22 protein-coding genes are annotated in these 21,442 nt (G+C 67.0%); 13 read left to right on the forward strand and 9 right to left on the reverse strand.

The window, feature by feature from the left end; all coding sequences use genetic code 11:
* Positions 1–58: 58 nt before the first annotated feature.
* Both ABZS43_RS10930 and serS read right to left on the reverse strand, forming a co-directional pair.
* A complete protein-coding gene (locus ABZS43_RS10930; protein ID WP_355035648.1) occupies positions 59–1,909 on the reverse strand; it encodes a bifunctional diguanylate cyclase/phosphodiesterase in 1,851 nt (616 codons plus the stop codon).
* 86 nt (positions 1,910–1,995) lie between these two features.
* Positions 1,996–3,258 carry a serine--tRNA ligase gene (serS, locus tag ABZS43_RS10935; protein WP_355035649.1) on the reverse strand — a complete coding sequence of 421 codons (1,263 nt, stop codon included), beginning with the start codon at positions 3,256–3,258 and terminating at the stop codon, positions 1,996–1,998.
* 93 nt (positions 3,259–3,351) lie between these two features.
* Here serS and ABZS43_RS10940 point away from each other — a divergent pair, with 93 nt between their 5' ends.
* From ABZS43_RS10940 to ABZS43_RS10965, 6 genes are all read left to right on the forward strand, one after another.
* Entirely contained in the window at positions 3,352–5,052 is a 1,701-nt protein-coding gene (locus ABZS43_RS10940) for an aldehyde dehydrogenase family protein (protein ID WP_355035650.1), read from the forward strand.
* 92 nt (positions 5,053–5,144) lie between these two features.
* Positions 5,145–6,239 (forward strand): septum formation family protein, encoded by a 1,095-nt coding sequence (locus ABZS43_RS10945; protein ID WP_355035651.1) that lies wholly within the window; start codon positions 5,145–5,147, stop codon positions 6,237–6,239.
* 2 nt (positions 6,240–6,241) lie between these two features.
* On the forward strand, positions 6,242–6,592 hold the full coding sequence (locus ABZS43_RS10950) for a metallopeptidase family protein (RefSeq protein WP_355035652.1): 351 nt from the start codon (positions 6,242–6,244) through the stop codon (positions 6,590–6,592).
* Between the two features lie 238 nt (positions 6,593–6,830).
* Positions 6,831–7,154: a PE domain-containing protein gene (locus ABZS43_RS10955; protein WP_355035653.1), complete on the forward strand. Its 324-nt coding sequence runs from the start codon at positions 6,831–6,833 to the stop codon at positions 7,152–7,154.
* 44 nt (positions 7,155–7,198) lie between these two features.
* On the forward strand, positions 7,199–8,362 hold the full coding sequence (locus tag ABZS43_RS10960; RefSeq protein ID WP_355035654.1) for a PPE domain-containing protein: 1,164 nt from the start codon (positions 7,199–7,201) through the stop codon (positions 8,360–8,362).
* Complete coding sequence (locus ABZS43_RS10965; protein WP_355035655.1) at positions 8,359–9,192, forward strand: ESX secretion-associated protein EspG; 834 nt, start codon at positions 8,359–8,361, stop codon at positions 9,190–9,192. The genes ABZS43_RS10960 and ABZS43_RS10965 overlap by 4 nt, the downstream gene beginning before the upstream one ends.
* Before the next feature lie 20 nt (positions 9,193–9,212).
* Here the strand turns inward: ABZS43_RS10965 and ABZS43_RS10970 are convergent, their stop codons facing one another.
* From ABZS43_RS10970 to ABZS43_RS10980, 3 genes are all read right to left on the reverse strand, one after another.
* The gene (locus ABZS43_RS10970) at positions 9,213–9,875 is read right to left on the reverse strand and encodes a histidine phosphatase family protein (RefSeq protein WP_355035656.1); all 663 of its coding nucleotides are present in this window, start codon (positions 9,873–9,875) and stop codon (positions 9,213–9,215) included.
* Entirely contained in the window at positions 9,872–10,786 is a 915-nt protein-coding gene (gene pheA, locus ABZS43_RS10975) for a prephenate dehydratase (protein WP_355035657.1), read from the reverse strand. Before pheA ends, ABZS43_RS10970 begins: the two co-directional genes overlap by 4 nt.
* A 61-nt stretch (positions 10,787–10,847) precedes the next feature.
* On the reverse strand, positions 10,848–11,312 hold the full coding sequence (locus ABZS43_RS10980; protein ID WP_355035658.1) for a hypothetical protein: 465 nt from the start codon (positions 11,310–11,312) through the stop codon (positions 10,848–10,850).
* A 140-nt stretch (positions 11,313–11,452) separates the two neighbouring features.
* Between ABZS43_RS10980 and ABZS43_RS10985 the strand changes: the two genes are divergently transcribed.
* The 5 genes from ABZS43_RS10985 (at position 11,453) to ABZS43_RS11005 (ending at position 15,818) form a co-directional block, all read left to right on the forward strand.
* Entirely contained in the window at positions 11,453–12,214 is a 762-nt protein-coding gene (locus ABZS43_RS10985) for a DUF2470 domain-containing protein (RefSeq protein WP_355035659.1), read from the forward strand.
* 178 nt (positions 12,215–12,392) lie between these two features.
* Complete coding sequence (locus tag ABZS43_RS10990) at positions 12,393–13,184, forward strand: CPBP family intramembrane glutamic endopeptidase (protein ID WP_355035660.1); 792 nt, start codon at positions 12,393–12,395, stop codon at positions 13,182–13,184.
* Positions 13,185–13,283: 99 nt separating this feature from the next.
* On the forward strand, positions 13,284–14,648 hold the full coding sequence (locus ABZS43_RS10995) for an LCP family protein (RefSeq protein WP_355035661.1): 1,365 nt from the start codon (positions 13,284–13,286) through the stop codon (positions 14,646–14,648).
* 10 nt (positions 14,649–14,658) lie between these two features.
* The gene (locus ABZS43_RS11000; protein WP_355035662.1) at positions 14,659–15,198 is read left to right on the forward strand and encodes a ferritin-like domain-containing protein; all 540 of its coding nucleotides are present in this window, start codon (positions 14,659–14,661) and stop codon (positions 15,196–15,198) included.
* 71 nt (positions 15,199–15,269) lie between these two features.
* On the forward strand, positions 15,270–15,818 hold the full coding sequence (locus tag ABZS43_RS11005) for a ferritin (RefSeq protein WP_355035747.1): 549 nt from the start codon (positions 15,270–15,272) through the stop codon (positions 15,816–15,818).
* Positions 15,819–16,120: 302 nt separating this feature from the next.
* Here the strand turns inward: ABZS43_RS11005 and ABZS43_RS11010 are convergent, their stop codons facing one another.
* The 4 genes from ABZS43_RS11010 to ABZS43_RS11025 are packed head-to-tail and all read right to left on the reverse strand — an operon-like array spanning position 16,121 to position 19,323.
* Positions 16,121–17,041, reverse strand: a complete 921-nt coding sequence (locus ABZS43_RS11010) for a DUF5926 family protein (RefSeq protein ID WP_355035663.1) — start codon at positions 17,039–17,041, stop codon at positions 16,121–16,123.
* A gap of 49 nt (positions 17,042–17,090) precedes the next feature.
* Positions 17,091–17,855, reverse strand: coding sequence for a glycerophosphodiester phosphodiesterase (locus ABZS43_RS11015; protein ID WP_355035664.1), 765 nt, complete (start codon positions 17,853–17,855; stop codon positions 17,091–17,093).
* A complete protein-coding gene (locus ABZS43_RS11020; protein WP_355035665.1) occupies positions 17,852–18,928 on the reverse strand; it encodes a DUF4328 domain-containing protein in 1,077 nt (358 codons plus the stop codon). The genes ABZS43_RS11015 and ABZS43_RS11020 overlap by 4 nt, the downstream gene beginning before the upstream one ends.
* A 56-nt stretch (positions 18,929–18,984) precedes the next feature.
* Complete coding sequence (locus ABZS43_RS11025) at positions 18,985–19,323, reverse strand: rhodanese-like domain-containing protein (RefSeq protein WP_355035748.1); 339 nt, start codon at positions 19,321–19,323, stop codon at positions 18,985–18,987.
* A gap of 521 nt (positions 19,324–19,844) precedes the next feature.
* Here ABZS43_RS11025 and ABZS43_RS11030 point away from each other — a divergent pair.
* Together ABZS43_RS11030 and ABZS43_RS11035 are read left to right on the forward strand one after the other, a co-directional pair.
* Positions 19,845–20,456, forward strand: a complete 612-nt coding sequence (locus ABZS43_RS11030; protein WP_355035666.1) for a hypothetical protein — start codon at positions 19,845–19,847, stop codon at positions 20,454–20,456.
* A 351-nt stretch (positions 20,457–20,807) separates the two neighbouring features.
* The gene (locus ABZS43_RS11035; RefSeq protein ID WP_355035667.1) at positions 20,808–21,431 is read left to right on the forward strand and encodes a superoxide dismutase; all 624 of its coding nucleotides are present in this window, start codon (positions 20,808–20,810) and stop codon (positions 21,429–21,431) included.
* Positions 21,432–21,442 lie beyond the last annotated feature (11 nt).

Consider the following 21,442-nt stretch of genomic DNA (forward strand, 5'->3'; position numbering starts at 1 on the left):
CGTAGATGAGTAAACGCATGTACCGAGCCTCGCCGACGCCGCGAGGCGCGTCAAGCGATTATCCGAGCGGGAGCCAGCCGTTGGCGGCGTGGCGCGAGTCGTCGTCGAGTTCCCGATCCGGGACACCGGGACCGACTCGGCCCTGCCCCTCGTTCAAATCGCTGATCAGCGCGGAGACCGGATGGGAATCGCTGTAGTGATACCCCTGGGCGAGTGCGAATCCGAGTTCGGTCAGTACCGCGGCTTGGTATTCGGTTTCCACGCCCTCGGCGATCACCTGCAGATCCAGGGCGCTGCTCAGCGCCGCGATGACACTGAGCAGTGGGGGCGCGGGGGAATCGGAGCGGATCGCGGCGACGAAGGACTGGTCGACCTTGAGTATGTCGCTCGGCAACGTGGCCAGCCTGCTCAGCGAGGAGTACCCGGTCCCGAAATCATCGATCGCGATGCGCACACCCCGGTCGCGCAGGGTGTGCAGGTTCGCGATCGCGATGTGGGATTCGGCGGCCAACTCGCTTTCGGTGACCTCGAGGACGAGTTGGTCGGCGGGCCAGCCGGTGCTCGCGAGAATGCCGGCGACGCGGTCCGCGTACCCCGATTCGGCCAGTTCCAGACCGCTGACGTTCACGTTGAGGGTCAGATCGAGTTGGGCGAACGTCTCCTGTAATCGCGCCGCGTCGGCGCAGGCGCGCCGCAGTACCAGCTCGTCCAGATCCGAGATCAGGTCGTATTCCTCGGCGACGCGGATGAGTCCCTCGGTGGTGACATCCGGCTGCGCACTCGATGACCAGCGCAGCAGCGCCTCCACGCCGACCGCCTTGCCGCCGCCTTCGGACAGGCTGACGATCGGCTGGTAGTGCACGTCCAACGCGCCGTTGTCGATGGCCTCGCGCAATTCCACCGCGAGCGGCAGTTGCCGTGAGGATTCCAGCACGGTGCGGTTGCGCCCGGCCTGCTTGGCGCGGTAGAGCCCGACATCGGCACGGCTCACCAGCAGCGATCCGGACTCCCCCGGCTGCCAGGAGGTGACGCCGGCCGAGCATCCGGTGGTGACCGCCGCGCGCAACTGTTCGGTGAGCAGGATCGCGGCCTGCTCGGTGGTGTTGGGCAGCAGCAACGCGAACGCGTCGCCACCGTAGCGGGCCAGTCGCTGATCCGGCGTGAGCAGGGTGGCCCAGGTATCGGCGACCCGTTGCAGCACCGCGTCACCGGCGCGATGGCCGAGGTGATCGTTGATCTTCTGGAAGCGGTCCAGGTCGACCAGGACGAGGGCGAGGCCCTGTCCCGACCTCGTGGCGAGTTCGATCGCGGAATTGAGCGCCCTGTCGAATCCGCGGCGGTTGAGCAAGCCGGTGAGCACATCGATATCGGCCTCGGAGGCCATCCTGGTGAGGATGCCGACCACGACGCCGACGCCGAAGGTGACACCCGCCGGAATCAGCCCCGACCACCAAGGCAGGTCACGGGTCGGCAGCACCAACAGGCACAGCAGCATCGCGAACGCGAGATGCGCGGCGGCCTGGGACCACCGGAAGAACAATGCCGCGTCACAGGCGACGAAGACGTAGAAGGACGCGAGACTGATCGCGCCGACGGTGTTCGGGAACGAATGCACGGCAACGGTGATGAGCACCGTCGCCAACGCGACATAGGCGTGATGGATACCGTGCGGCATCCTCGGCCCCCACACGAGCAGCGTCGAACCCAGCACCAGCGCTATGGCTGCCGCCGCACCGACCAGCGGTCGGTCACCTTCGTCCCCTGGGGCGACGGCGGTGATCACCAAGCCCAGCACACCACCCATGACGTAGAACGCCCCGGTGGTCCGAGCCATGACCATAGCCGTCGCCAACGCCGATGCCGCCCGCACCCGGGTTCGGGTATCGCCGCGCGCCCCGATTCCTCGCACGGGGAACAGCCTAAACACAACGCATCTCGTCAGTTGCCACATCCCACTAATCCGAAGGGGCGAACCGACAGCTATTTACGTCCCGGTCACCTGGGAGGAGTCAGCACCTCGGCGCCGACGAAGGGCACGAGCGCCGTGGGCACCCGGACCGAACCGTCGGCCTGCTGGTGGTTCTCCAGGATCGACACGATCCAGCGCGTGGTCGCCAATGTACCGTTCAAAGTGGCTGCTACCTGTGGCTTTCCGTTCTCGTCCCGGTAGCGCACGGCGAGGCGGCGAGCCTGGAAGGTGGTGCAGTTCGAGGTCGAGGTGAGCTCACGGTAGGTCTGCTGGGTGGGCACCCAGCCCTCGCAATCGAATTTGCGGGCGGCCGAACTGCCGAGATCGCCCGCCGCGACATCGATGATCCGATAAGGCACCTCGACGGCCGCGAGCATATCCCGCTCCCAGTCGAGCAGCCGACGGTGTTCGGCGTCGGCCTGGTCGGGCGTGGTGTAGACGAACATCTCGACCTTGTCGAACTGGTGCACCCGGATGATGCCTCGGGTGTCCTTGCCGTAGCTGCCCGCCTCGCGCCGGAAACACGACGACCACCCCGCGTACCGCTTCGGGCCGCCGCTCAGATCGAGGATCTCACCCGAGTGGTAGCCCGCCAGCGGCACCTCGGAGGTGCCGACGAGGTAGAGGTCGTCGTCGGCGAGGTGGTAGACCTCGGCCGAATGCTGCCCGAGGAATCCGGTGCCCGCCATGATCTCGGGACGCACCAGAACCGGCGGGATCATCATGGTGAAGCCGTTGGCCACCGCGCGCTGCGCGGCGAGCTGCAACAGGCCCAGTTGCAGCAGCGCGCCGTAACCGGTGAGGAAGTAGAACCTGGCACCGGAAACCTTCGCGCCGCGTTCCATATCGATCACGCCGAGCGATTCGCCCAGCTCCACGTGATCCTTGGGTTCGAAATCGAAATCCCTTGGCGTACCGACGGTTTCCAGGACGATGTAATCGTCCTCACCGCCCGCGGGCGCGCCGTCCTGAACCACATTGGAGATGGCGCGGTGCGCGGCGTCCAGATCGGCGTCCGCCGCACTCTGGGCGACCTCGGCCTCCTTGACCTTGACCGACATCTCCTGCGCCCGGGCGAGCAGGGCGGGCCGCTCCTCCTTGGAGGCCTTGCCGACCAGTTTGCCCATGGACTTGTGCTCGGCGCGCAGATTGTCCGCGGCGGCCACGGCGGCGCGGCGCGCGGTATCGGCCTCGAGCAGTTCGTCGACGAGGGCCGGGTCTTCACCGCGGGCGCGCTGCGAGGCACGGACCGCTTCGGGGTCTTCCCGCAGGAGTCGGAGGTCGATCATGGGTAACCAGCCTAGTGGGCGATCTATCGCGGTTTCACGCCGATATCCGTGGTACCGGGGTCACCGGTCCCCCGATGCGCGCATAGTGGCCATGTGGGCACGAGTTTCGACGAAACCACCATCGACGACGCAGTGGCTGACTTGGCCGAGGGCGAGAAGACCTGGGCGCATACCTCGCTGGGCAAACGCCGCGAACTACTCGACCTGATCCATCGGCGGACCGCCCGCTTCGCCGAGGACTGGGTGCGCGCGGCCAGGACGATCAAACAACTGGACGCCGGGTCGGCACTGGTCGGCGAGGAGTGGATGTCGGGTCCGCTCGCACTGCTCCAGGCCACCGCCGCCCTCTCGGCCACCGTGGCCGCGCTCGACAAGGGCCGCAGTCCGATCGACGGGATCACCCTCGTCAGCGCCCCCGGCGACCGGGTGGCCGTCCCGATTCTGCCGTACGACTTCTACGACCGTTTGCTGCTCAGCGGTTTCCGCGGCGAGGTCTGGCTCCGTCCCGGCGTCGACGCCGATACCGCGCGACGCAGGGCCGGGCTCGCCCAGCTCGACCCCACCGCGACCGGCGGTATCGGGGCGGTGCTCGGCGCGGGGAATATCACCTCGATCCCGCCGCTGGACGTGCTGTACGAACTGTTCGCGAACAACCGGGTGGTCGCGCTCAAACTGAATCCGGTCACCGATCCGCTGTTCACGGTGTTCGAGATGATCTTCGCGCCACTGCTGGAACTCGGCGTGCTGCGCATCCTCGTCGGCGGCGCGGAGGCGGGCGGCTATCTGGTGCGTCACCCCGATGTCGCGCACGTCCACATGACGGGCAGCGCGCACACCCACGACGCGATCGTGTGGGGTTCCGGCGTGGAGGGCGAGCAGCGCAGGAAGAGCGGCGAACCGCTGTTGCGCAAGCCGATCACCAGTGAACTCGGCGGTGTGTCACCCACCATCGTCGTACCGGGCGACTGGTCCGAGGCCGATCTGTGTTTCCAGGCCGAACACCTCGCCACCCAGCGCCTACACAACAACGGCTACAACTGTGTGGCGACACAGGCCGTGGTGATCGCGCGGGACTGGCCGCAGAAGCGCAGATTCCTCGATGAACTGCGCACCGCCCTCGAATTGGCACCGCAGCGCGCCGCCTACTATCCGGGCAGCGACAGCCGGGTCGCCGACGCGCTCGCGGCCTATCCGGCGGCCGAACGGTTGGGGCAGGGCCGCGTGCTGGTCGGTGGGTTGCCGCGCACCGACACCCCGCTGTTGCGCACCGAATACTTCTCCCCCGTGCTCGGCGTGGTCGAACTGCCGTATTCGGGCGGCGACTTCCTGGCCCGCGCGGTCGATTTCGCGAATACCGAACTCACCGGCACGCTCGGGGCCAATATCCTCGCCGACCCGAATACGATCCGCAGACTCGGCATCGCGTTCGAACGAGCGATCGAGCGACTGCGCTACGGCACGATCGCGGTGAACGCGTGGACCGGGCTCGCCTTCCTGACACCGCGGGCGGCATGGGGCGCCTATCCGGGGCACACCATCGACGACATACAGAGCGGCATCGGCATCGTGCACAACGCCTTGTTGCTCGATGATGTGGACCGCACCGTGGTGCGCGGTCCCTTCCGGCCCGCGCCGCGCTCGTTGTTCGCCGGGGAACTCGCGCTCTCGCCCAAGCCGCCGTGGTTCGTCACCAACACCACCGCGGCGCAGACCGGGCGCAAGCTGACCGAGTTCTACGCCGGAGCCGATCCGGCGCGACTGCCAGGTCTGATCCTGTCCGCGTTCCGCGGGTGATCGGCCGGATCGCACCAGGTCGTAGCACCGGAGAAAGGACACTGCCATGATGGACCGCGATGTCCTCCGACGATGTGCCTCAGGATTCGCCGATGCCCGTGTCACCTCCGGGCGAGTCGCCGCGCGGCGAGTCGTTCCCGCAGTCACTGATCATCGACCGTAAATCGGTCACACACCTGTCGGCGTCGAAATTGCGCTGGGTGCTGCTCACCGTCGCCGTCGGCGCGGTGATGGCGGCCCTGGTCGGCCTGTTCATCACCGGTTTCGACAACGAGAAGGGCTTGGAGGCCCACAATCCCGGCGCGCCCGCCCAGTCCGTGCTCGACAAGGAGTTCGGCACGGCGGCCCAAGGCGACTGCCTGAGCTGGACCAAACCGGATCGATCCGACCTGGTGAAGGTGGCCTGCTCCAACAAGCACCTGTTCGAGGTGGCCGCCGATATCGACATGAGCAAATATCCCGGTGTCGAATTCGGCCCCGGCTCGCGCTTCCCCGACTCCCTTCGGCTGACCGAGCTGAAGGAGGAGCACTGCGTCCCTTCCGTGCAGCAATACATGGACGGACGTTTCGATCCGCGCGGGCGGTATGTGGTCGGACTGATGTACCCGAGCCCGGACGGCTGGAAGCACGGAGACCGGACGCTGCGTTGCGGCCTGCAGTACTCGGGCAGTTCCGGCACACCGCTCGCGTCGTCGGGCAGCGCGTCCGAACACGATCAGTCGAAGGTCTTCGAGCCCGGCACCTGCCTCGGCATCAATCAGAATCTGCCGACCGATCCGGTGGACTGCGCGCAGGCGCACGCGGTGGAAATCATCTCCACCGTCGATCTGGCGGCTCGTTTCCCCGGAGGTCCCCCCGCCAAGGAGGAGCAGGATCGTTTCGTCGAGGAGGAATGCACCAGGGCGGCGACCGACTACCTCGGTTCGCCGGATGCGGTGCGCAACAAGACATTGACGCTGTTCTTCGACTACCTGGACGCGCGTAGCTGGCTGGCGGGCAGCCGCAAACTGGACTGCATGATCGGCAAGGGCACCGACCGCGAGGGTTTCGCGCCGATCACCGGTTCGGCACGAGGCGAGATCCTGATCAACGGTCAAGCGCCGGTGCCACCGCCGAATTCGGGACGGTCCACGCCCGCGCCGCTGCCGGGCGCCGCGCCGCTGCCGCCGCAGCCCCAACCCCGATAGTCATGCCGGTTTCGATGTCCGAGAGTCGATTCGAAGAATTGGTCGGCGACGCACTCGACCTGATTCCGCCGGAACTGACCAGGGCCATCGACAACGTGGTCGTCCTCATCGAGGCGCGCGATCGGGACGATCCGCACCTGCTCGGGCTGTACCACGGGATAGCGCTCACCGAACGCGACAGTCATTACGGCGGAGCGCTACCCGATACGGTCACCATCTACCGGGACGCGATCCTGGAGATCTGCGACGACGAGAGCCACGTGGTCGAAGAGGTCGCGATCACCGTGATCCATGAGATCGCACACTATTTCGGCATTCCGGAAGAGCGCCTGCATCAGCTGGGATGGGGCTAGTCTTTACCCAGTTGTCCGCACCGGTCGTCGACGAATGTCACGGCTCGCGTCGCGTACGGCGGCACCATCCGCCGGGCGGTTCGTGACATGTCGGTCTTGCGACTTCGCCGACGGCTGTGCAAGATCGCAAGAAGTAGGGGATTCGATGGAACCGATCGCGTAGCTGTCGCGTCCTATCACTCGAAGGGGGAATTCTTCGTGGTTCCGCCCCATAGCCGCCACTAGAAGGAGTCGAGTCATGGTTGGCCTGGTAAACATCTCACCCGAAGCCGTCCTCGCCGCCGCCGCGGAGCTCGATCTGCTCGCCGAGCGGCTGGGGGCCGCCGCCGCGGTGACCGCGCCCGCGACACATGTCATCCCCTCCGGCGCCGAAGAGGTGTCGTGGATCGCCGCCCAGCATCTGAACAAGGGCGCGATCACACACGACAACTCCATCGCGAATGCCCAACTGCAACTTCACCATGCCGCCGCCATCCTGCGTATGCAGCTGGCCACCCATATCGGTGAGGACACGGTCAAGTCGGGGATCATGCACGGGGTCGCCGGAACGATCGGCGCCTAGGCCGCCGATCTCGCGCCGACCACAACACAAGGGGAGATAAGAACATGACCGCAGGAGTCACCGGGGTTTTCTGGCTGCCCCGTATGGCCGAATGGAATTCCACCGCGCTGAACTCGGGTGCGCACGCCGTCCCGATCTCGGCCGCCGCCACCGCGTGGGGCGGGCTCACCGCGGCCTGGGTCGACGCGACCGCGACCGTGACCCGCGTGATGGCCGAACTCGGCGTCGGTATGCAGGGCGTCAACGGTATCGCCGCGCTGTCCCGGCTCGTCGGCTTCACCGGGTGGGCCGAACAGCAGGGCGTGATGGCCGCGACCATGGGAGCGAAGGCCGCGGCCAATGCCACCGCGTACACGGTCGCCTCGCTGGCCATGCCGAGCCTTCCGGAAATCATCGCGACCAACGGCGCTGTCGCCGCGTCCGCGAATCCGGCGGGCGCCGTCTCCGGCGCGTTCGAGGCGGCCGAACTCACCAAGAACGCCATGGATATTCGCGCCGCGATGGTGATGGAGACCTACGAGGCCGCGACCTCGGCGATGGTGGCGACGCCGGGCGAATTCACCAACCCGCCGCCGATCGCCAACGGCGCGGGCACCGCCGACGCGGCCGAGTCGCCCGATACCGCGTTCGAGGGTGATCCGGTGCAGGCGGCGGTCGGCGCGGCCATCTCCGCGGTCAACAATCCGGCGATCGCGAGTGCGGCAACCCAGGTCGCCAATGTCGCGGGCACCGTCGCGAGTGGCGGCGTCGGCACCGTGGGAAACCTCGGCGCGAACGCGATCGCCGCGGTAACCAACGCCGTTACGCCCGGTACCGGTATCGCCCAGTCCGCGCCGATGATGATGGGTGGCATCGGTGCGATGGGTTCGCCGTCCGGCGGCGCATCGACCCGGTCCGCGGGGGCGGGGGTTTCGGTCAACCTGAACAACGGTTCCCTCAAACTGCCCGCAGGCTGGGGTTCCGGCGCGACGATCGGTTCCACGCCCGCGTCGGCGCCGGTCACCGAGACGGCCGTCACCCGCGTCGAAGCGGCGCCGGTGCGCACCACTACGTCCTCCGGGAGCCCTCTGCTCGGCAATACCCAGGGCGAGCGGGACGAGGAGAACGAGCACAAGTCGGCCGATTACCTGAACGACAACCTGTTCAACGACGGCCGCTTCGTCGCGGACGGCGTGATCGGCGCCGATGCCTCCGGGACGGCTAGGTGACCATTCTGGGTGAGGGCCGCGGCCCATCGATGCTCGAGGGCGTCGTGTTGTCACTCGACGAAATGCAGTTCCTGATGGAGGAACTGGAGACCGACGAGATGCCCGTCGTGCTACAGGCGATGGGTCGCTACGACAACGTGAACGACCACGATGCGGCGATGCACGTGGCCGCCCAGTCGCTCGTCGACCGGGAACTACTGATCGACGGTGCGGTCCATCGGGAACTCGAGGACCGGCTGCGGACGCTCAATCGCCCCCACTGGGTGTTGGCGCTGCGACTGGTCGTCGACGGCCAGGTCAGTCGGATGTGCCTCGCGAAGGGTGACGACCTTGTCGTCGTCGCCCTCCGCGGGCCCGACTCCTATGTCATCCAGGAGATCGAGGAGGACCTGCCCGGACCGATGATCGCGGCCATCGGGACGGCCGAACCGCTCGAACTGGCCGGGATGAATGCCCGAACCGATGTGCTCGCGCCCATTTTCGCCGATACCGGCGATGCGGCGGCCACCGCGAATCGCTTGGCGAAGGTCTGCAATCCCGCGCGTGACGCGCAGGTTCTCGCCTCCGCCCTGGTCGAGATCCATTCGCACGTACAGATTTCCGGTGTGGTGTACCGCGACGGCGGCAGGGATATCGCCGACAATCACATCGCTGTCTTCAACACCCGCGGCGGACGGCTCATCATCACCGCCAGCGTCGCCGACGACGGCACCAAATGGTCGTCGATCAGCAGCGGCACCACCGCTCGACTCCGCCAAGCCCTGCTGGACCTCATCAACTCGCTGCCCGAACGGGCGGATTTTCCGCCCACCGCCGCGAAACCCGTCTGAGCGATCCCGCACGCTGGACGTCAACCCATCGGGTCGTCGGCGTGCGGGGCCACGTCGTAGGTGAACGGCGGGACGAATCGACCCCACCGCAGGCATTCCCAGCCACCGTCGACGCGGGGCGCCAATTCGATGGCGTCGGTATTGTCCAGGTGATTGTTCGTGGTGAACGGCGGCCTGACTCCCGCGATGCTGCGGGTGACCAATCGCATGGCCGCACCGTGCGTGACGACCACGATATCGCCCGCGTCCGCGCCACCAAGGTATTCGGCGCGCAGGTTCTCGATCGCCGGCAGGAAACGCGCGAGCACCTCGTGACCGGATTCGCCGCCCGGCGGGCGCTGCGCTAGATCGCCGTCGTGCCAGGCCCGGTAGGTCCGCTGGAAGATCTCGTGGGCCTCGGCGTCGCTGCGGCCCTCCATCTCGCCGACCTGCACCTCGTACACGCCGTCGAGCACCGCGCTCGTGACACCGGTGGTCGCCTCGATGTAGCCGGCGGTCTGTCGCGCGCGCAACGCCGCCGAGGAGAACAGGGCGGTGGGCGGGGCGAGCAACGACGAACCGAAGGTTTTCGCCTGTGCCACACCGCGTTCGGTCAACGGAAGCCCCGGCACCGTGGTGTCGAGGATCTTCGCGACATTGCCCTCGGTTTCGCCGTGCCGGACCAGAATCAGCTTGCCGCTCATAGGTCCGCCACCCCCTTTCGCAATTGGATCAGCCATTCCGCGCCGGCTTCGTCCGACGGCGGCGGAGTACCGGTAGCCGAGGTCGCCGGCCAGGAGCCGAGGAAGCGGATCCGTGCCGTGCGGTGCAACGCCTTGAGCGCCTCGGCCACCGCAGTGTCATCGATATGTCCTACACAGTCGAGGTAGAACCGGTATGTACCCAAACCCGTTCGGGTGGGCCGGGATTCGATCCTGGTGAGATCGATTCCCCTGGTAGCGAATTCGGCGAATGCCCGCATCAGCGAACCCGGTTCGTTCGGCAGTTCCAGCACGATCGAGGTCCGGTCGGCGCCTGTGGCGGGGGGCGCCACTCCCGGGTGGGTGACCAGGACGAAACGGGTGATCGCCTGATCGTGGTCGGCGACGCCGGAGGCGAGTGCGGTGAGACCGAGACGTTCGCCGGCCAACGCGGTCGAGACCGCGGCGTCGGCGTGTCCGGCGACCACATCCTCGGCCGCGGCGGCATTCGATGCCGAGGTGTAGATCTGCGCGTCCGGCAATTGCCGGGCCACCCACATGCGGACCTGCGCGCCCGCTACCGGATACGCGGCGAGCAGGCGCACATCGGCCAGTGTCGTCCCCGTTCTGGCCAGGATGGTGAAGCTGACCTCCAGTTCGGTTTCGGCGACGATCTGCAATCGCGGCCCGATCGCGAGCGAATCCAATGTCGCCGAGATGGAGCCTTCGACCGAACTCTCGATCGGCACCACCGCGCCCTCGACGTCGCCGGATCGGATCAGGTCGAGCGCGGCACCCTGACTCGGCGCGGCGACGCGCTCGACGGGCGCGTCGAATACGCCCGCCGATTCGAGTTGGGCGAGCGCCATCTCGGTGAAGGTTCCGGACGGTCCGAAGTATGCGATTCGGGGCACGCCTACGAGATTACTGGCGCGGCGGGTGGGCGCGCGGCGGGTGGATGCTCCGAGATCGCGGCTATCCGGCGGACAGTACGCGCAGCGCCGCGGTCACGGCCTCCGGGGAATCGGTTTCCACCGCCAACAGCACCCCGCGTAACGCCTCGACGGCGGGTGATTTCAGGGCGGTGAGAAACGCGATATCGGGACGCGCGAGGGCGGCGCGGATATCTTCGCCGCAGAGTGCGGCGGCGGTCGCCGCGACGATCGCCAGTGCCCGCTCTCCGGTGTCGGCACGTGCGACGAATCCGGTGTCGGCGTGGGCGACGGCCGCGAGGAAATCGGCGATCTCGGCGTCGGCGCGGTCCGCGGCCAGACGCGGAACCGTAGGCGGCGCACCGGAACCGATGTCGCACACCAGATCCCGGACCAGGCTGCGCCTGGCGGGCGCAGTCAGCGAAATCAGAACCGGTTCACTGCCAGGACCGTGACCCGTTTGCGCGCCGTTCACCACGGGGCAACGGTAGCGTGCCGCCGCCGGCACGCGGAGTCCGCGTCGACGATCCGCGGCGAACTTTTCCGAAAATCGGCGCGATGCGAATGCTTGCGGAACCGTACCGCCGTGACTTAGCTTAGGTTTACCTAATTTTTCGCCGCATTCCGCGTCATTTCTCGGAGGTCCGCATGCCGAACCCGACCGTCACACCGACCACCGCCGAGCGGGTGCGCAATGCGTGCGCCCACGCCGAGCAGGCGGTGCTGGCCCTTCCCGGCATCGACCCGACCCCGACCTCCGTGCACTACCTGCGCCACTGCGGCGACGTGGTGATCGCCGTACCGTCGGGTTCGACAGCCGCGGTGCTGATCGGCAATTCCAGCCCCGGTGGCGCCGCCGCCGTGCTGGAACTCACCGACCACGCGCCGCTGCCGCTGCGTGAGCCCGTGCGCGCGCTGGTCTGGCTGCGCGGAGTGGTGCGCGCGGTGCCGGTCGCCGCGCAACGGGCGTTGGCGACGCAAGTGGCGGAGAACCACCCGCATTCGGCGCTGCTCGATGTCGGGCACACCGCGACGCTGCTGCGCCTGGTAATCGGTTCGGCGGTGATGGCCGACGCGACCGGTGCCGAATCCGTCTGCGTCGACCAGCTTCGACTGGCCGAGCCCGACCCGTTCTGCTCCGTCGAATCGGCATGGCTGCAGCACATGGATGCCGACCACAGCGATATCGTCGCCCAGCTCGCCCGGCATCTGCCGCCGAAATTACAGACCGGGACGGTCCACCCGCTCGCGATCGACCGCTACGGCATCACCCTGCGCGTCGAGGGCCACGACGGTGACCACGATTTCCGGATGCCGTTCAGCGCGCCCGCCGACAGCGTCGAAGCATTGAGCCGCGCGGTCCGCACGCTGGCGGGCTGCCCTTTTCTGAACGGTCTACGGCGCATCTGACGCCGCGCCGCCCGTGCAGCTCGGCGCAGCAGGATCGCCGAGTCCGGCGCGGCAGCCGGATGTCCGCCCTGCTCCCCAACGCGATCGGCGTCCGGGCCGGGCTGTCTCGATCCGCCCCGAAGACGGACGCGCACCGCGTGACGCCCGATCACCGCGCACGGGCAATAGATTCGACCGCATGCGCACGGAGACGAGTGGCGAATGGAGCGGGTCCGAATCGGCGGAACGGGAACGCTTCGCGATCCGGATCGAGATCGCGATAGTCCTGTCCATCACCTTCGGGCTGAGTGGGCTCAACGCCGCGCTGTCGCTGATCGACAGCGCGCTGGCGCCAGGGGGCGTCGGCGGCAGAACCGTCGCGCTCAACGCCTCCCGTTCCACCCAATCGCTGCTCGATCTGCTCTTCCAGTTGCTCGGGGTAGTCCGACTGGCGGGCTGGGCGGCGCTCGGCCTGTATCTGCTGTGGCGCAGCGGAATCGGGCCGCGCCTGATCGGACTGGCCCGCATCCGCTTTCGTAAGGACGTGCTGCCGGGACTGGCGCTCGCGGCGATCATCGGTCTGCCCGGCCTCGGGTTGTATCTGCTCGCGCACACCATGGGGGTGAGTGTGACGATTGTCCCCAGTTCGTTGGGTGACCACTGGTGGCGACTACCCGCGTTGATCCTTTCCGCGTGCGCGAATTCGGTGGCCGAGGAAGTACTCGTCGTCGCCTACCTGATCACCCGGCTGCGCAGACTCGGCTGGTCGGAGAATTCCTCGCTGCTGGCCTCGTCGCTGCTGCGCGGCAGCTATCACCTCTACCAGGGGCTCGGCGGCGGACTCGGAAATCTGGTGATGGGGTTGATCTTCGGCCGATACTGGCAGCGCACCAACCGACTATGGCCGCTCGTGCTCGCCCATGCGACCATCGATGCCGTGGCCTACATCGGCTACACATTGCTACGAGGTCACGTTTCCTGGCTGCCGTAACGGCAGCCGCCGCGTCCGGGATTATCGAGGAAACGTGCGAATGGTTTCGGCCGCTCGCCGCACCACAACCAGCGATCCTGGATAAGTAGAGTCGAAACGATGAACGGCGACGACCCCCAGTTCAACGCCCGCAGGCGCGGGGTGCCGCCGCCACCGCCGGGACCCCACGGCGATCCGAGGCAGCGCGCCCGACAGCCGCAACCGCCGCACCAGCAGCGCGGCGGCCCGATACCACCACGTGTCGAACCGACCAGGGTGTTGCGCCGCGACCCCGTGGAGCAGCCGCTGGCCTATTCCCAGCCGCCTGCCGAACCGATCATCCGGCGTACGCCGCCGCGCCCGTCCCGGCAGACCCACGCGCCGACCCAGCGACCCGAGCCGTTCGATGACCCGGCGGCGCGGCAGCGACAGGCGCCGCCCCAGCGGCCGAAACCCTCTCGCAACGATCAGCCACCGCGCTCGGGTCCGCCCGGACCGCCGCCGAGCGGACACGGCCGGGTACCGCAGCCGCCGCGCCGCCGCCGCAAACGTCATCCGTTCCGGTGGTCGCTGGTATTCCTGCTCGTGCTGATCCTGGCCGCGATCGGCGCCGTCTTCCATCTCGACGGCAAACTCGTCCGCATCGACGCGCTCGCGGGTTACGCGGACCGGGTCGGTGACACGCCCGGGACCAACTGGCTGCTCGTCGGTTCCGACGGGCGCGGCGGACTCTCCACGGAACAGGAGCAGGAACTCGCCACCGGAGGCGAAGTCGGACCGGAGCGCACCGACACCATCATGCTTGTGCATATCCCGAAGTCCGGCGATACCACCTTGATCAGCCTGCCGCGCGACTCCTACGTCGGGATTCCCGGCCACGGCAAGGACAAACTGAACGCCGCCTTCGCCTTCGGCGGCCCGCAACTGCTCGTGCAGACCATCGAAATCGCTACCGGCCTTCGGATCGACCACTACGCCCAGATCGGCTTCGCCGGATTCGCCGGCATCGTCGACGCACTCGGCGGCATCGATATCTGCGTGCCAACGGCGATCGATGATCCGCTTGCCGGGATCGATATACAGCCGGGGTGCCAAAAGCTCGACGGCCCGCAGGCTCTGGGATTCGTGCGCAGTCGGGCCACCGCCCTGGCCGATATCGACCGCATGAACAATCAGCGGTTGTTCATGGCGGCGCTACTGAAGAAGGCCACCTCCGGCGCCACCCTCGCGAATCCGTTCAAGCTGTGGCCCCTCGCCACCGATACGGTCGACTCGCTGAAGGTGGACGAGGGCGATCACCTGTGGGATCTGGGACGACTGGGCTGGGCGATGCGCGGCGATACCGTGGCGACCACGGTGCCGATCGGCGGCTTCGAGGACACCGACAGCGGCAATGTGCTGGTCTGGGACAAGACGAAGGCCAGTCAATTCTTCGACGCACTGGCGTCGGATCAACCCGTGCCGGACGCTTTGCTCACCCGGTAGCGTCGAACCTATGTCCGAGACCGATGTGTCCTTCACAATCCTGCTGCGCGACCAGATACGACAGGGTCTCACCGTGGCCCAGCAGTATCTGGCGGCGGCGGTGTATTTCGACTCCCGGCGGCTCCCCCGGCTCGGCGCGCACTGCTACGCCCGCTCCTCCGAACACCGCGGCGACGCGCTGCGGATGATCCAGTATCTACTCGACCGCGATGTCGAGGTCCGGGTGGGCGGGCTGAACGAGGTGCGGTCGGATTTCGATTCGCCGCGCGCGGCCGTCGCATACCTGCTCGAGGTGGAACGCGCGGGCATCGCGCAGATCACCAACCTGGCGCGCTCCGCCCGCGAAACCAGCGATTACCTGGGCGAAGGCTTCGTGCAATGGTTCCTGAAGGAGCAGTTGGAGAATGTCGCGGATATGACGCGCCTGCTGTCGGTGATCGACCGCGCCGATGACGCTCTGTTCGATGTGGAGGACTTCATCGCCCGCGAATCACCCTCTGTCCGGCACGACAGCACCGCCCCGAAAATGGCGGGCGCGGCTGGAAAGTAATTAGGCAATACTAGCCTCAATAAGGGTGTGCTTGGATGACACGCACGATGACCAGCGATAATGTCTGTGTCATGTCCAGCCATCCGGAATCACCTACCAGCAAATTCCATGGTCTGCTGCACGACCAGATCCGGCACGAATTCAATGCCGAGCACCAGTACATCGCCATGGCGGTGTGGTTCGACAATGCGGATCTTCCGGTTCTGGCCAATCGCTTCTATAAGCAGGCCGTGGAAGAACGTAATCACGCCCTCATGATCGTGAAGTACTTCCTCGACCGGGATATCAGCGTCGAACTGACCGGTGTCGACTCCGCGAAGTCGCAATTCGAGAGTGCCCGTGACGTGATCGCCATGGCACTGGCCCAGGAGAAGAACGTCACCGACCAGATCGTCCGGCTCGCGAGCACCGCGCGCGAAGAGGGCGACTACCTCGGTGAACAGTTCATGCAGTGGTTCTTGAAGGAGCAGGTCGAGGAGGTCGCGAATATGACCACCCTGCTCACCGTCACCGAACGAGCCGGGTCGAATCTGTTCGATCTGGAAGAGTTCATTCGCCGGGAAATGAGTGGACCAGCCGATGCGTCCGGCGCTCCGCCGATCGCGGGCGGCAGTATCTGATCCCCCTTTTTCGTTTGACAGGCCCGGCTCGTCGTGACGAGCCGGGCCTGTCGTCGAAATGCGGCAGCCGTGGTATGCGCTGCGGCCACCCGTTCGTTTCTTCCTCGGATTTTTACGAGGCGCTGAGGGAGCTGAGGAGCACGGCGAGCAAACCGATAATGGCTTCCATGGTGTCCCTACTTTCCTCATCAGTCCGCTAGGTTCGCCTTACCTTAACCAGCTGCCGGTGATGGCGAGAAACGTAACCAGGCGGGCATTAGAGGGAAGCATTTTTCACAAAATTCTCCAAGAGACTTCGTGACTCATCGCAAGGTGATCTGACGCGACCGCAGCCCGTCCCTCGAACGACGCTCGTCGGCCGAGAGCGGAGCATCGACGGCCACTGCCTCTGCCAGCCGTGCGCCGAATTCCTTCGCCGCGTCGATCCATTCGTTCGCGTGCCGCTCCGGATCCAGATCGAATACCGGCACGAGCAGTCCGTGCGTGCGGAACGAGCCGGCGAATCGGGAGCCCTCGCCCAGATGCAGCCCACCCGAGGCGTGCAACCGCGCGAGCGCCAGCATGAGATCGTCCTCGTTCTCGGGCCGCACCCAGCGCACATGCGCCTTCTCTCCGGCGTCGACCCACCAGGCCGCGCCGATCGCGTCCGGCCCGAGATCCAGCCGCGCGGACGGCATGATCGCCTGCTTGGCCTGTTCGATGGTCGCGGCGACCTGGGGGTCGGGCTGCACGCCTTCCGGCACCCACCAGTCGAAATCCTGGTGGACGGTCAGCTCGAGATCCGCGCCGGGATCGATGACATCGGCCAGTCGTGGCCCTCCGGCCACGCTCTGCGCCGCTGCCAGCGATTCACCGGGTTCGGCGGACTGGGTCCACAGGATGGACGCGGCGATATCGGCCGCCGGGTCCGAGCCCTGGTACTGCACCTGGGCGGCGACGAAGCCGCTCGGGTCATCACCCGCGCGCACCAGCGCGGCCACGGCGCCGGGCAGCACCGTGGCCAGCACCACCGGGCGCTCCGCCGCCACCTCCGGCGACAGCTTCAGCGTCGCGGTCGCCGACGGCACGAACTCGCGTAGCGCCACCAGATCGCATTCCGCGGCCAGACCCTCGAACGGACGTGTCACCGATTGCGCCGACTGCTCCAGCGCGGCCTTGCGCTCGGCGAGACGCTGGGCCCGGTTCCCTCCGGGCTTAGGACTGTTGCGCTTGCTCTTTCCCACGGATGGTCAAACTACTCTCCCGGACCCCGCACACCCCACACGCCACGTCTCAGCTCGACAGCAGAGCTTTCGTCCGGCCGGGATGGTTGGTGGCGACCCAGCTGACGCCCAGGTCGGAGCATAGTTGGATGTCGTCGGGGTCGTCGACAGTCCAGCAGTAGGTGGCGCGTCCGGCCGCGGCGGCCTTGTCGACCAGATCCGGATGGTCGCGCAATGTCTTCACCGAGGGACCGACGGCGGTCGCCCCGACCGTGGTCGCGGCGCCGCCACCCAGGTAGCGCGAGGATTCGCCGAGCAATACCGTCGGAAGCAGCGGCGCCGCCCGGCGGACCCGCCACACCGCGGACGCGGCGAACGACATCACCACGGCCCGCGAATGATCGGCCGAGGCCGGGGTCGCGATACCGAAGCGCTGGAGTTCGGCGAGCAGTTTGTTCTCCACCAGCGCGCCGTAGCGCACCGGATGTTTGGTCTCGATGAACAGTTTGGTCGGCCTGCTGCGCCAATCCAGCACCAGTTCGATCAATTCGCTCAAGGTGAGGACGGGAACCGGCGCGCCCGCACCACCGAAGTCGAGCTCCCGCAATTCGTCCAGTGTCATCTCGCTGACCAGGCCGGTGCCCGAGGAGGTGCGGTCGACGGTCCGATCGTGCACACAGACCAGATGCCCGTCCCTGGTGAGCCGGACGTCGCATTCCACACCGTCCGCACCCTCCTCCAGCGCGAGTTCGTAGGCGGCGAGCGTGTGCTCGGGACGCGCCGCCGAAGCTCCCCGGTGCGCGACGACGAACGGCGCGCGATTGCCCTGGCTCACTTGGCCGAAACCTCCTGCTGTTCACGGTCCACAGCGTTGTCGGTATCCCGATCTTCGGGCATGTCCTCCTCGTCCGCATTCCGGACGGGCTCGGCATCCGCGCGCGCGGCGACTCCCGCGCCTGGATGCAGCGGTTCGATGACGTGGACGACCGGGTCGGCCGCGACCACCCAGCGTCGCGCGGTCCTGGCGCGTCCGAGCAGATCTCGCCCGTCGAGCGAACGCACCACCCACAGCGTCAGCACGGCGATACCGGCGGCCCAGGCATCGGTGAACGCGGTGAAGACGACGCCGTCTGCCTTGACCTGCAGCGAATCCGCGGTCCGCCAGATCAGCGCGGTGACGGCGAGCCCGCCGCCGACGACCCAGGCGAGCCACCAGATCCGGATGGCGCGCACGGCCCGCGGATCCTGCCTGCGCAGCGCGAGTTCGGTGAGGAATACGCCGGGCCAGAGCAGATTGACCACCGGGACGAGGCAACCGAGCGCCAGGGCGCGTGGACGCCGCGGATCGCGAAGTCCCGCCCTCGCGTACGCGGCGCGACGCGCGTCGACCAGCCACACGACGAGCCCGACGGCGGCAGCGAGTCCGAATACGAGCGAGAGCGCCGCGGATCCGATGACCAACGCATCGGAGATACGCAGCACGAACGGGTCGATCAAGTGGGTGCGATTGCGCAGCAGGATCAGGTAGCGCACCACTTCGCCGAGCGCGGAGAGCACGAAGACGATGGCGGTGACCATCAGCAGCGCGTCGACCCGCCTGCCGAAACCGGCGAGGCGGCGGCGCGGAACCGCGACCTCGGCGGGCAGTTGATCGATGAGCCCCCAGCGCGGCATCTCTGTGTATCCCGGTGTGCCCGCCGGCGCGGCGGACCGGGTGGAGGCACCCGCGCGTTTCGGTCGTTGATCGGGACGCCGTGCCACCCAGCGGTAGTTGCGGCGCTCGGCGGGAGCGTCGATCGGCGCGGGCGAGAGCAGTACGCCGCGGCAGCGCGGGCACCAGTGCATCGGCGCACCGCGCACCGCCCAGCGCGCGCCGCACCGGGCACACGGCTGAACCACCGTACTCATGGCTGTCTCCTCACCGGCATTCGCTGACGTCCGCGCGCATCAGCACGGCATCCTCGTCAGTAGATCTTCGCCTGCCGGTCGCCCTTGGCGACCAGCGGGCGTCCGGCCTGCTGCCAGGCCACCATGCCACCGCTGACGTTGACCGCGTCGAATCCGACGTGCGCAAGGTATCTGGTCACCTCGATGGACCGACCGCCCTGCCTGCAGATGACGTAGAGATCGGTGTCGAAGGCCAATTCATCGACCCGGGCCGGCACATCGGCCATCGGTATATGCAGTGCTCCCGGCGCATGACCGAGTCCCCATTCGTCGTCCTCGCGAACGTCGAGCAGGATCGCCCGGCCCACCCCGTCGGGACGGTCGGTCTGGTCGAATTCGCCGGGCAGGGAGTGCACCGGCACCGATTGAATCTCGGGACTCGTCACGATTCGATCCTGCCACGACTGCGACAGCGCGGGGGAGTAGCGGCTCCCACCGAGGCTTGGATTCGTTTCTGGTGGAGTATCCAGCCCTTGAGTTTGTTTTCCGCCGCGAATCCTAATGAGCGTCCGGACATGGCCGCACCTGTGCATATCTCCATGAGAGTTATCCACACAATCCACAGCCTGATCCACAGGTGGCGACGGTCGAATGATTCGAAATATCGCCGTTTCCGTTATCGAGCCGTCCGCCCGCGATCCGTTCCGGCGGTGCTGGCAGACCAGCGCTGAACAGGGACGTTGCGAACGACCGTTCCGGAACTCCCCTCCTGACATCCCGGAGCGGTCATTCGCCGCCACCTCGGGACCGTGGCCGTGTTGATCCCGACAACTACTTGGACGGCGCGCGAGACGATTCGGTTCCACAAAAAAACGAGAACACTAGCGAATAACTGAAATACCCGGTGCGCGCCCACACTGTCGGTAGCCTTGGGCTCATGAACGTGAGCAGGGGGCTACTCGACGGATTGGATACAACCGGACTCAATACGGCATTGTCCGAGGCGACCTGCCTCGGACTGCGGGTCGACTCCGCGGCGCGCACGCTGCGACTCGACCTCGAAGTGCTGACGCTGCCGACGGACGCGCCCGCGATCCACGATTTCAAGGTCTCACTGACCTTCCTCGGCGTCGGACGCGTCGCGGCATCACTGCGCGAACAGCGCTGGGACGACCTGGAACCCAGGGTGCTGCCGTTGCAGCTCGACGGCCTCAGCGATGCCATCCGCAGTTTCGGGGGCGGCAGGCTGCACGGCTGGGAATTCATCGACCTGGACGACAGCGGCTGGGCGCTGTGGAGCGAACTTTTGAGCTTCGACACCAGGATCGACAACCACGTCTGCGCCCACGTCCTGGAGTTCTCCCAGGAGGAAGGCATCGATCCGCGCGAACTGGATGTGCGGGTGTGGTTCGACAATATGGTCATCAACGACACCGAGGGCCGCGAGATCCCACTGACCGAATTCATCGCGGGCGGGGTGCGCTGGTGGCAAGCCCATGACGCGGGCGACCCGCAGACCATCCGTCCCGGGATCGCGCCGCCGCTCTGACCTCCGCGTACGGTCCCGATCATCGTTGGCGCGCTACCGCATCCGTTCACCGGGTGCGGTAGCCCTTCTTGCCGGTTCGGCATACCGCCGCACGACCCTCCACGCCGCGTTCGGCAAGTGGCACAACCGGAATACCCCGCTGGCCCGCCGCAGGACGACATGGTTCGATCGTATGCGCGGGGTCCGACGGACGCCGATTTCTCCGCGAGAAGGCATGCGGCCCGCCACCGAATCGGTGGCCGCCGGAATACCGGAGGCTTCGGACCGGGTTGGACCCACCGGGTGTACGAATGATGGTTGGGTGTGCTCGAGAATACGGGCGCACCCAGCCCGACATTAGGAAGGGACATCGTGGCTGAGTACACGCTGCCAGATCTGGATTACGACTACAGCGCCCTGGAGCCCCACATCTCCGGGCAGATCAACGAGATTCATCATTCCAAGCACCACGCCGCTTACGTCGCGGGTGTGAACACCGCCCTCGAGAAGCTGGAATCGGCTCGCGAGGCCGGCGACCACGCCGCCATCTTCCTGAACGAGAAGAACCTCGCCTTCCACCTGGGTGGCCACGTCAACCACTCGATCTGGTGGAAGAACCTCTCCCCCAACGGCGGCGACAAGCCGGTCGGCGACCTGGCCGCGGCGCTCGACGACCAGTTCGGTTCGTTCGACAAGTTCCGCGCGCAGTTCACCGCCGCCGCGAACGGCCTGCAGGGCTCCGGCTGGGCCGTGCTCGGCTACGACACGCTCGCCCAGAAACTGCTGACCTTCCAGCTCTACGACCAGCAGGCCAACGTGCCGCTCGGCATCATCCCCCTGCTGCAGGTCGACATGTGGGAGCACGCCTTCTACCTGCAGTACAAGAACGTCAAGGCCGACTACGTGACCGCGTTCTGGAACGTCGTCAACTGGGAGGATGTGCAGGAGCGTTTCGCCCGCGCCGTCAGCCAGGGCAAGGGCCTGATCTTCGGGTAACGATCACCCGC

The sequence above is a fragment of the Nocardia sp. NPDC005366 genome, assembly GCF_040606855.1.
GTDB lineage: Bacteria > Actinomycetota > Actinomycetes > Mycobacteriales > Mycobacteriaceae > Nocardia.

Excerpts from the sequence above, each read along its gene's own strand:
- ABZS43_RS10950 (WP_355035652.1), top strand. The coding sequence starts at position 6,242 with ATGCCGGTTTCGATGTCCGAGAGTCGATTCGAAGAATTGGTCGGCGAC.
- ABZS43_RS10990 (WP_355035660.1), top strand. The coding sequence starts at position 12,393 with ATGCGCACGGAGACGAGTGGCGAATGGAGCGGGTCCGAATCGGCGGAA.
- ABZS43_RS10960 (WP_355035654.1), top strand. The coding sequence starts at position 7,199 with ATGACCGCAGGAGTCACCGGGGTTTTCTGGCTGCCCCGTATGGCCGAA.
- ABZS43_RS11020 (WP_355035665.1), bottom strand. The coding sequence starts at position 18,928 with ATGAGTACGGTGGTTCAGCCGTGTGCCCGGTGCGGCGCGCGCTGGGCG.
- ABZS43_RS10985 (WP_355035659.1), top strand. The coding sequence starts at position 11,453 with ATGCCGAACCCGACCGTCACACCGACCACCGCCGAGCGGGTGCGCAAT.
- ABZS43_RS10995 (WP_355035661.1), top strand. The coding sequence starts at position 13,284 with ATGAACGGCGACGACCCCCAGTTCAACGCCCGCAGGCGCGGGGTGCCG.
- ABZS43_RS11000 (WP_355035662.1), top strand. The coding sequence starts at position 14,659 with ATGTCCGAGACCGATGTGTCCTTCACAATCCTGCTGCGCGACCAGATA.
- ABZS43_RS10955 (WP_355035653.1), top strand. The coding sequence starts at position 6,831 with ATGGTTGGCCTGGTAAACATCTCACCCGAAGCCGTCCTCGCCGCCGCC.
- ABZS43_RS11005 (WP_355035747.1), top strand. The coding sequence starts at position 15,270 with ATGTCCAGCCATCCGGAATCACCTACCAGCAAATTCCATGGTCTGCTG.
- ABZS43_RS10945 (WP_355035651.1), top strand. The coding sequence starts at position 5,145 with ATGCCCGTGTCACCTCCGGGCGAGTCGCCGCGCGGCGAGTCGTTCCCG.
- ABZS43_RS11030 (WP_355035666.1), top strand. The coding sequence starts at position 19,845 with ATGAACGTGAGCAGGGGGCTACTCGACGGATTGGATACAACCGGACTC.
- ABZS43_RS10970 (WP_355035656.1), bottom strand. The coding sequence starts at position 9,875 with ATGAGCGGCAAGCTGATTCTGGTCCGGCACGGCGAAACCGAGGGCAAT.
- serS (WP_355035649.1), bottom strand. The coding sequence starts at position 3,258 with ATGATCGACCTCCGACTCCTGCGGGAAGACCCCGAAGCGGTCCGTGCC.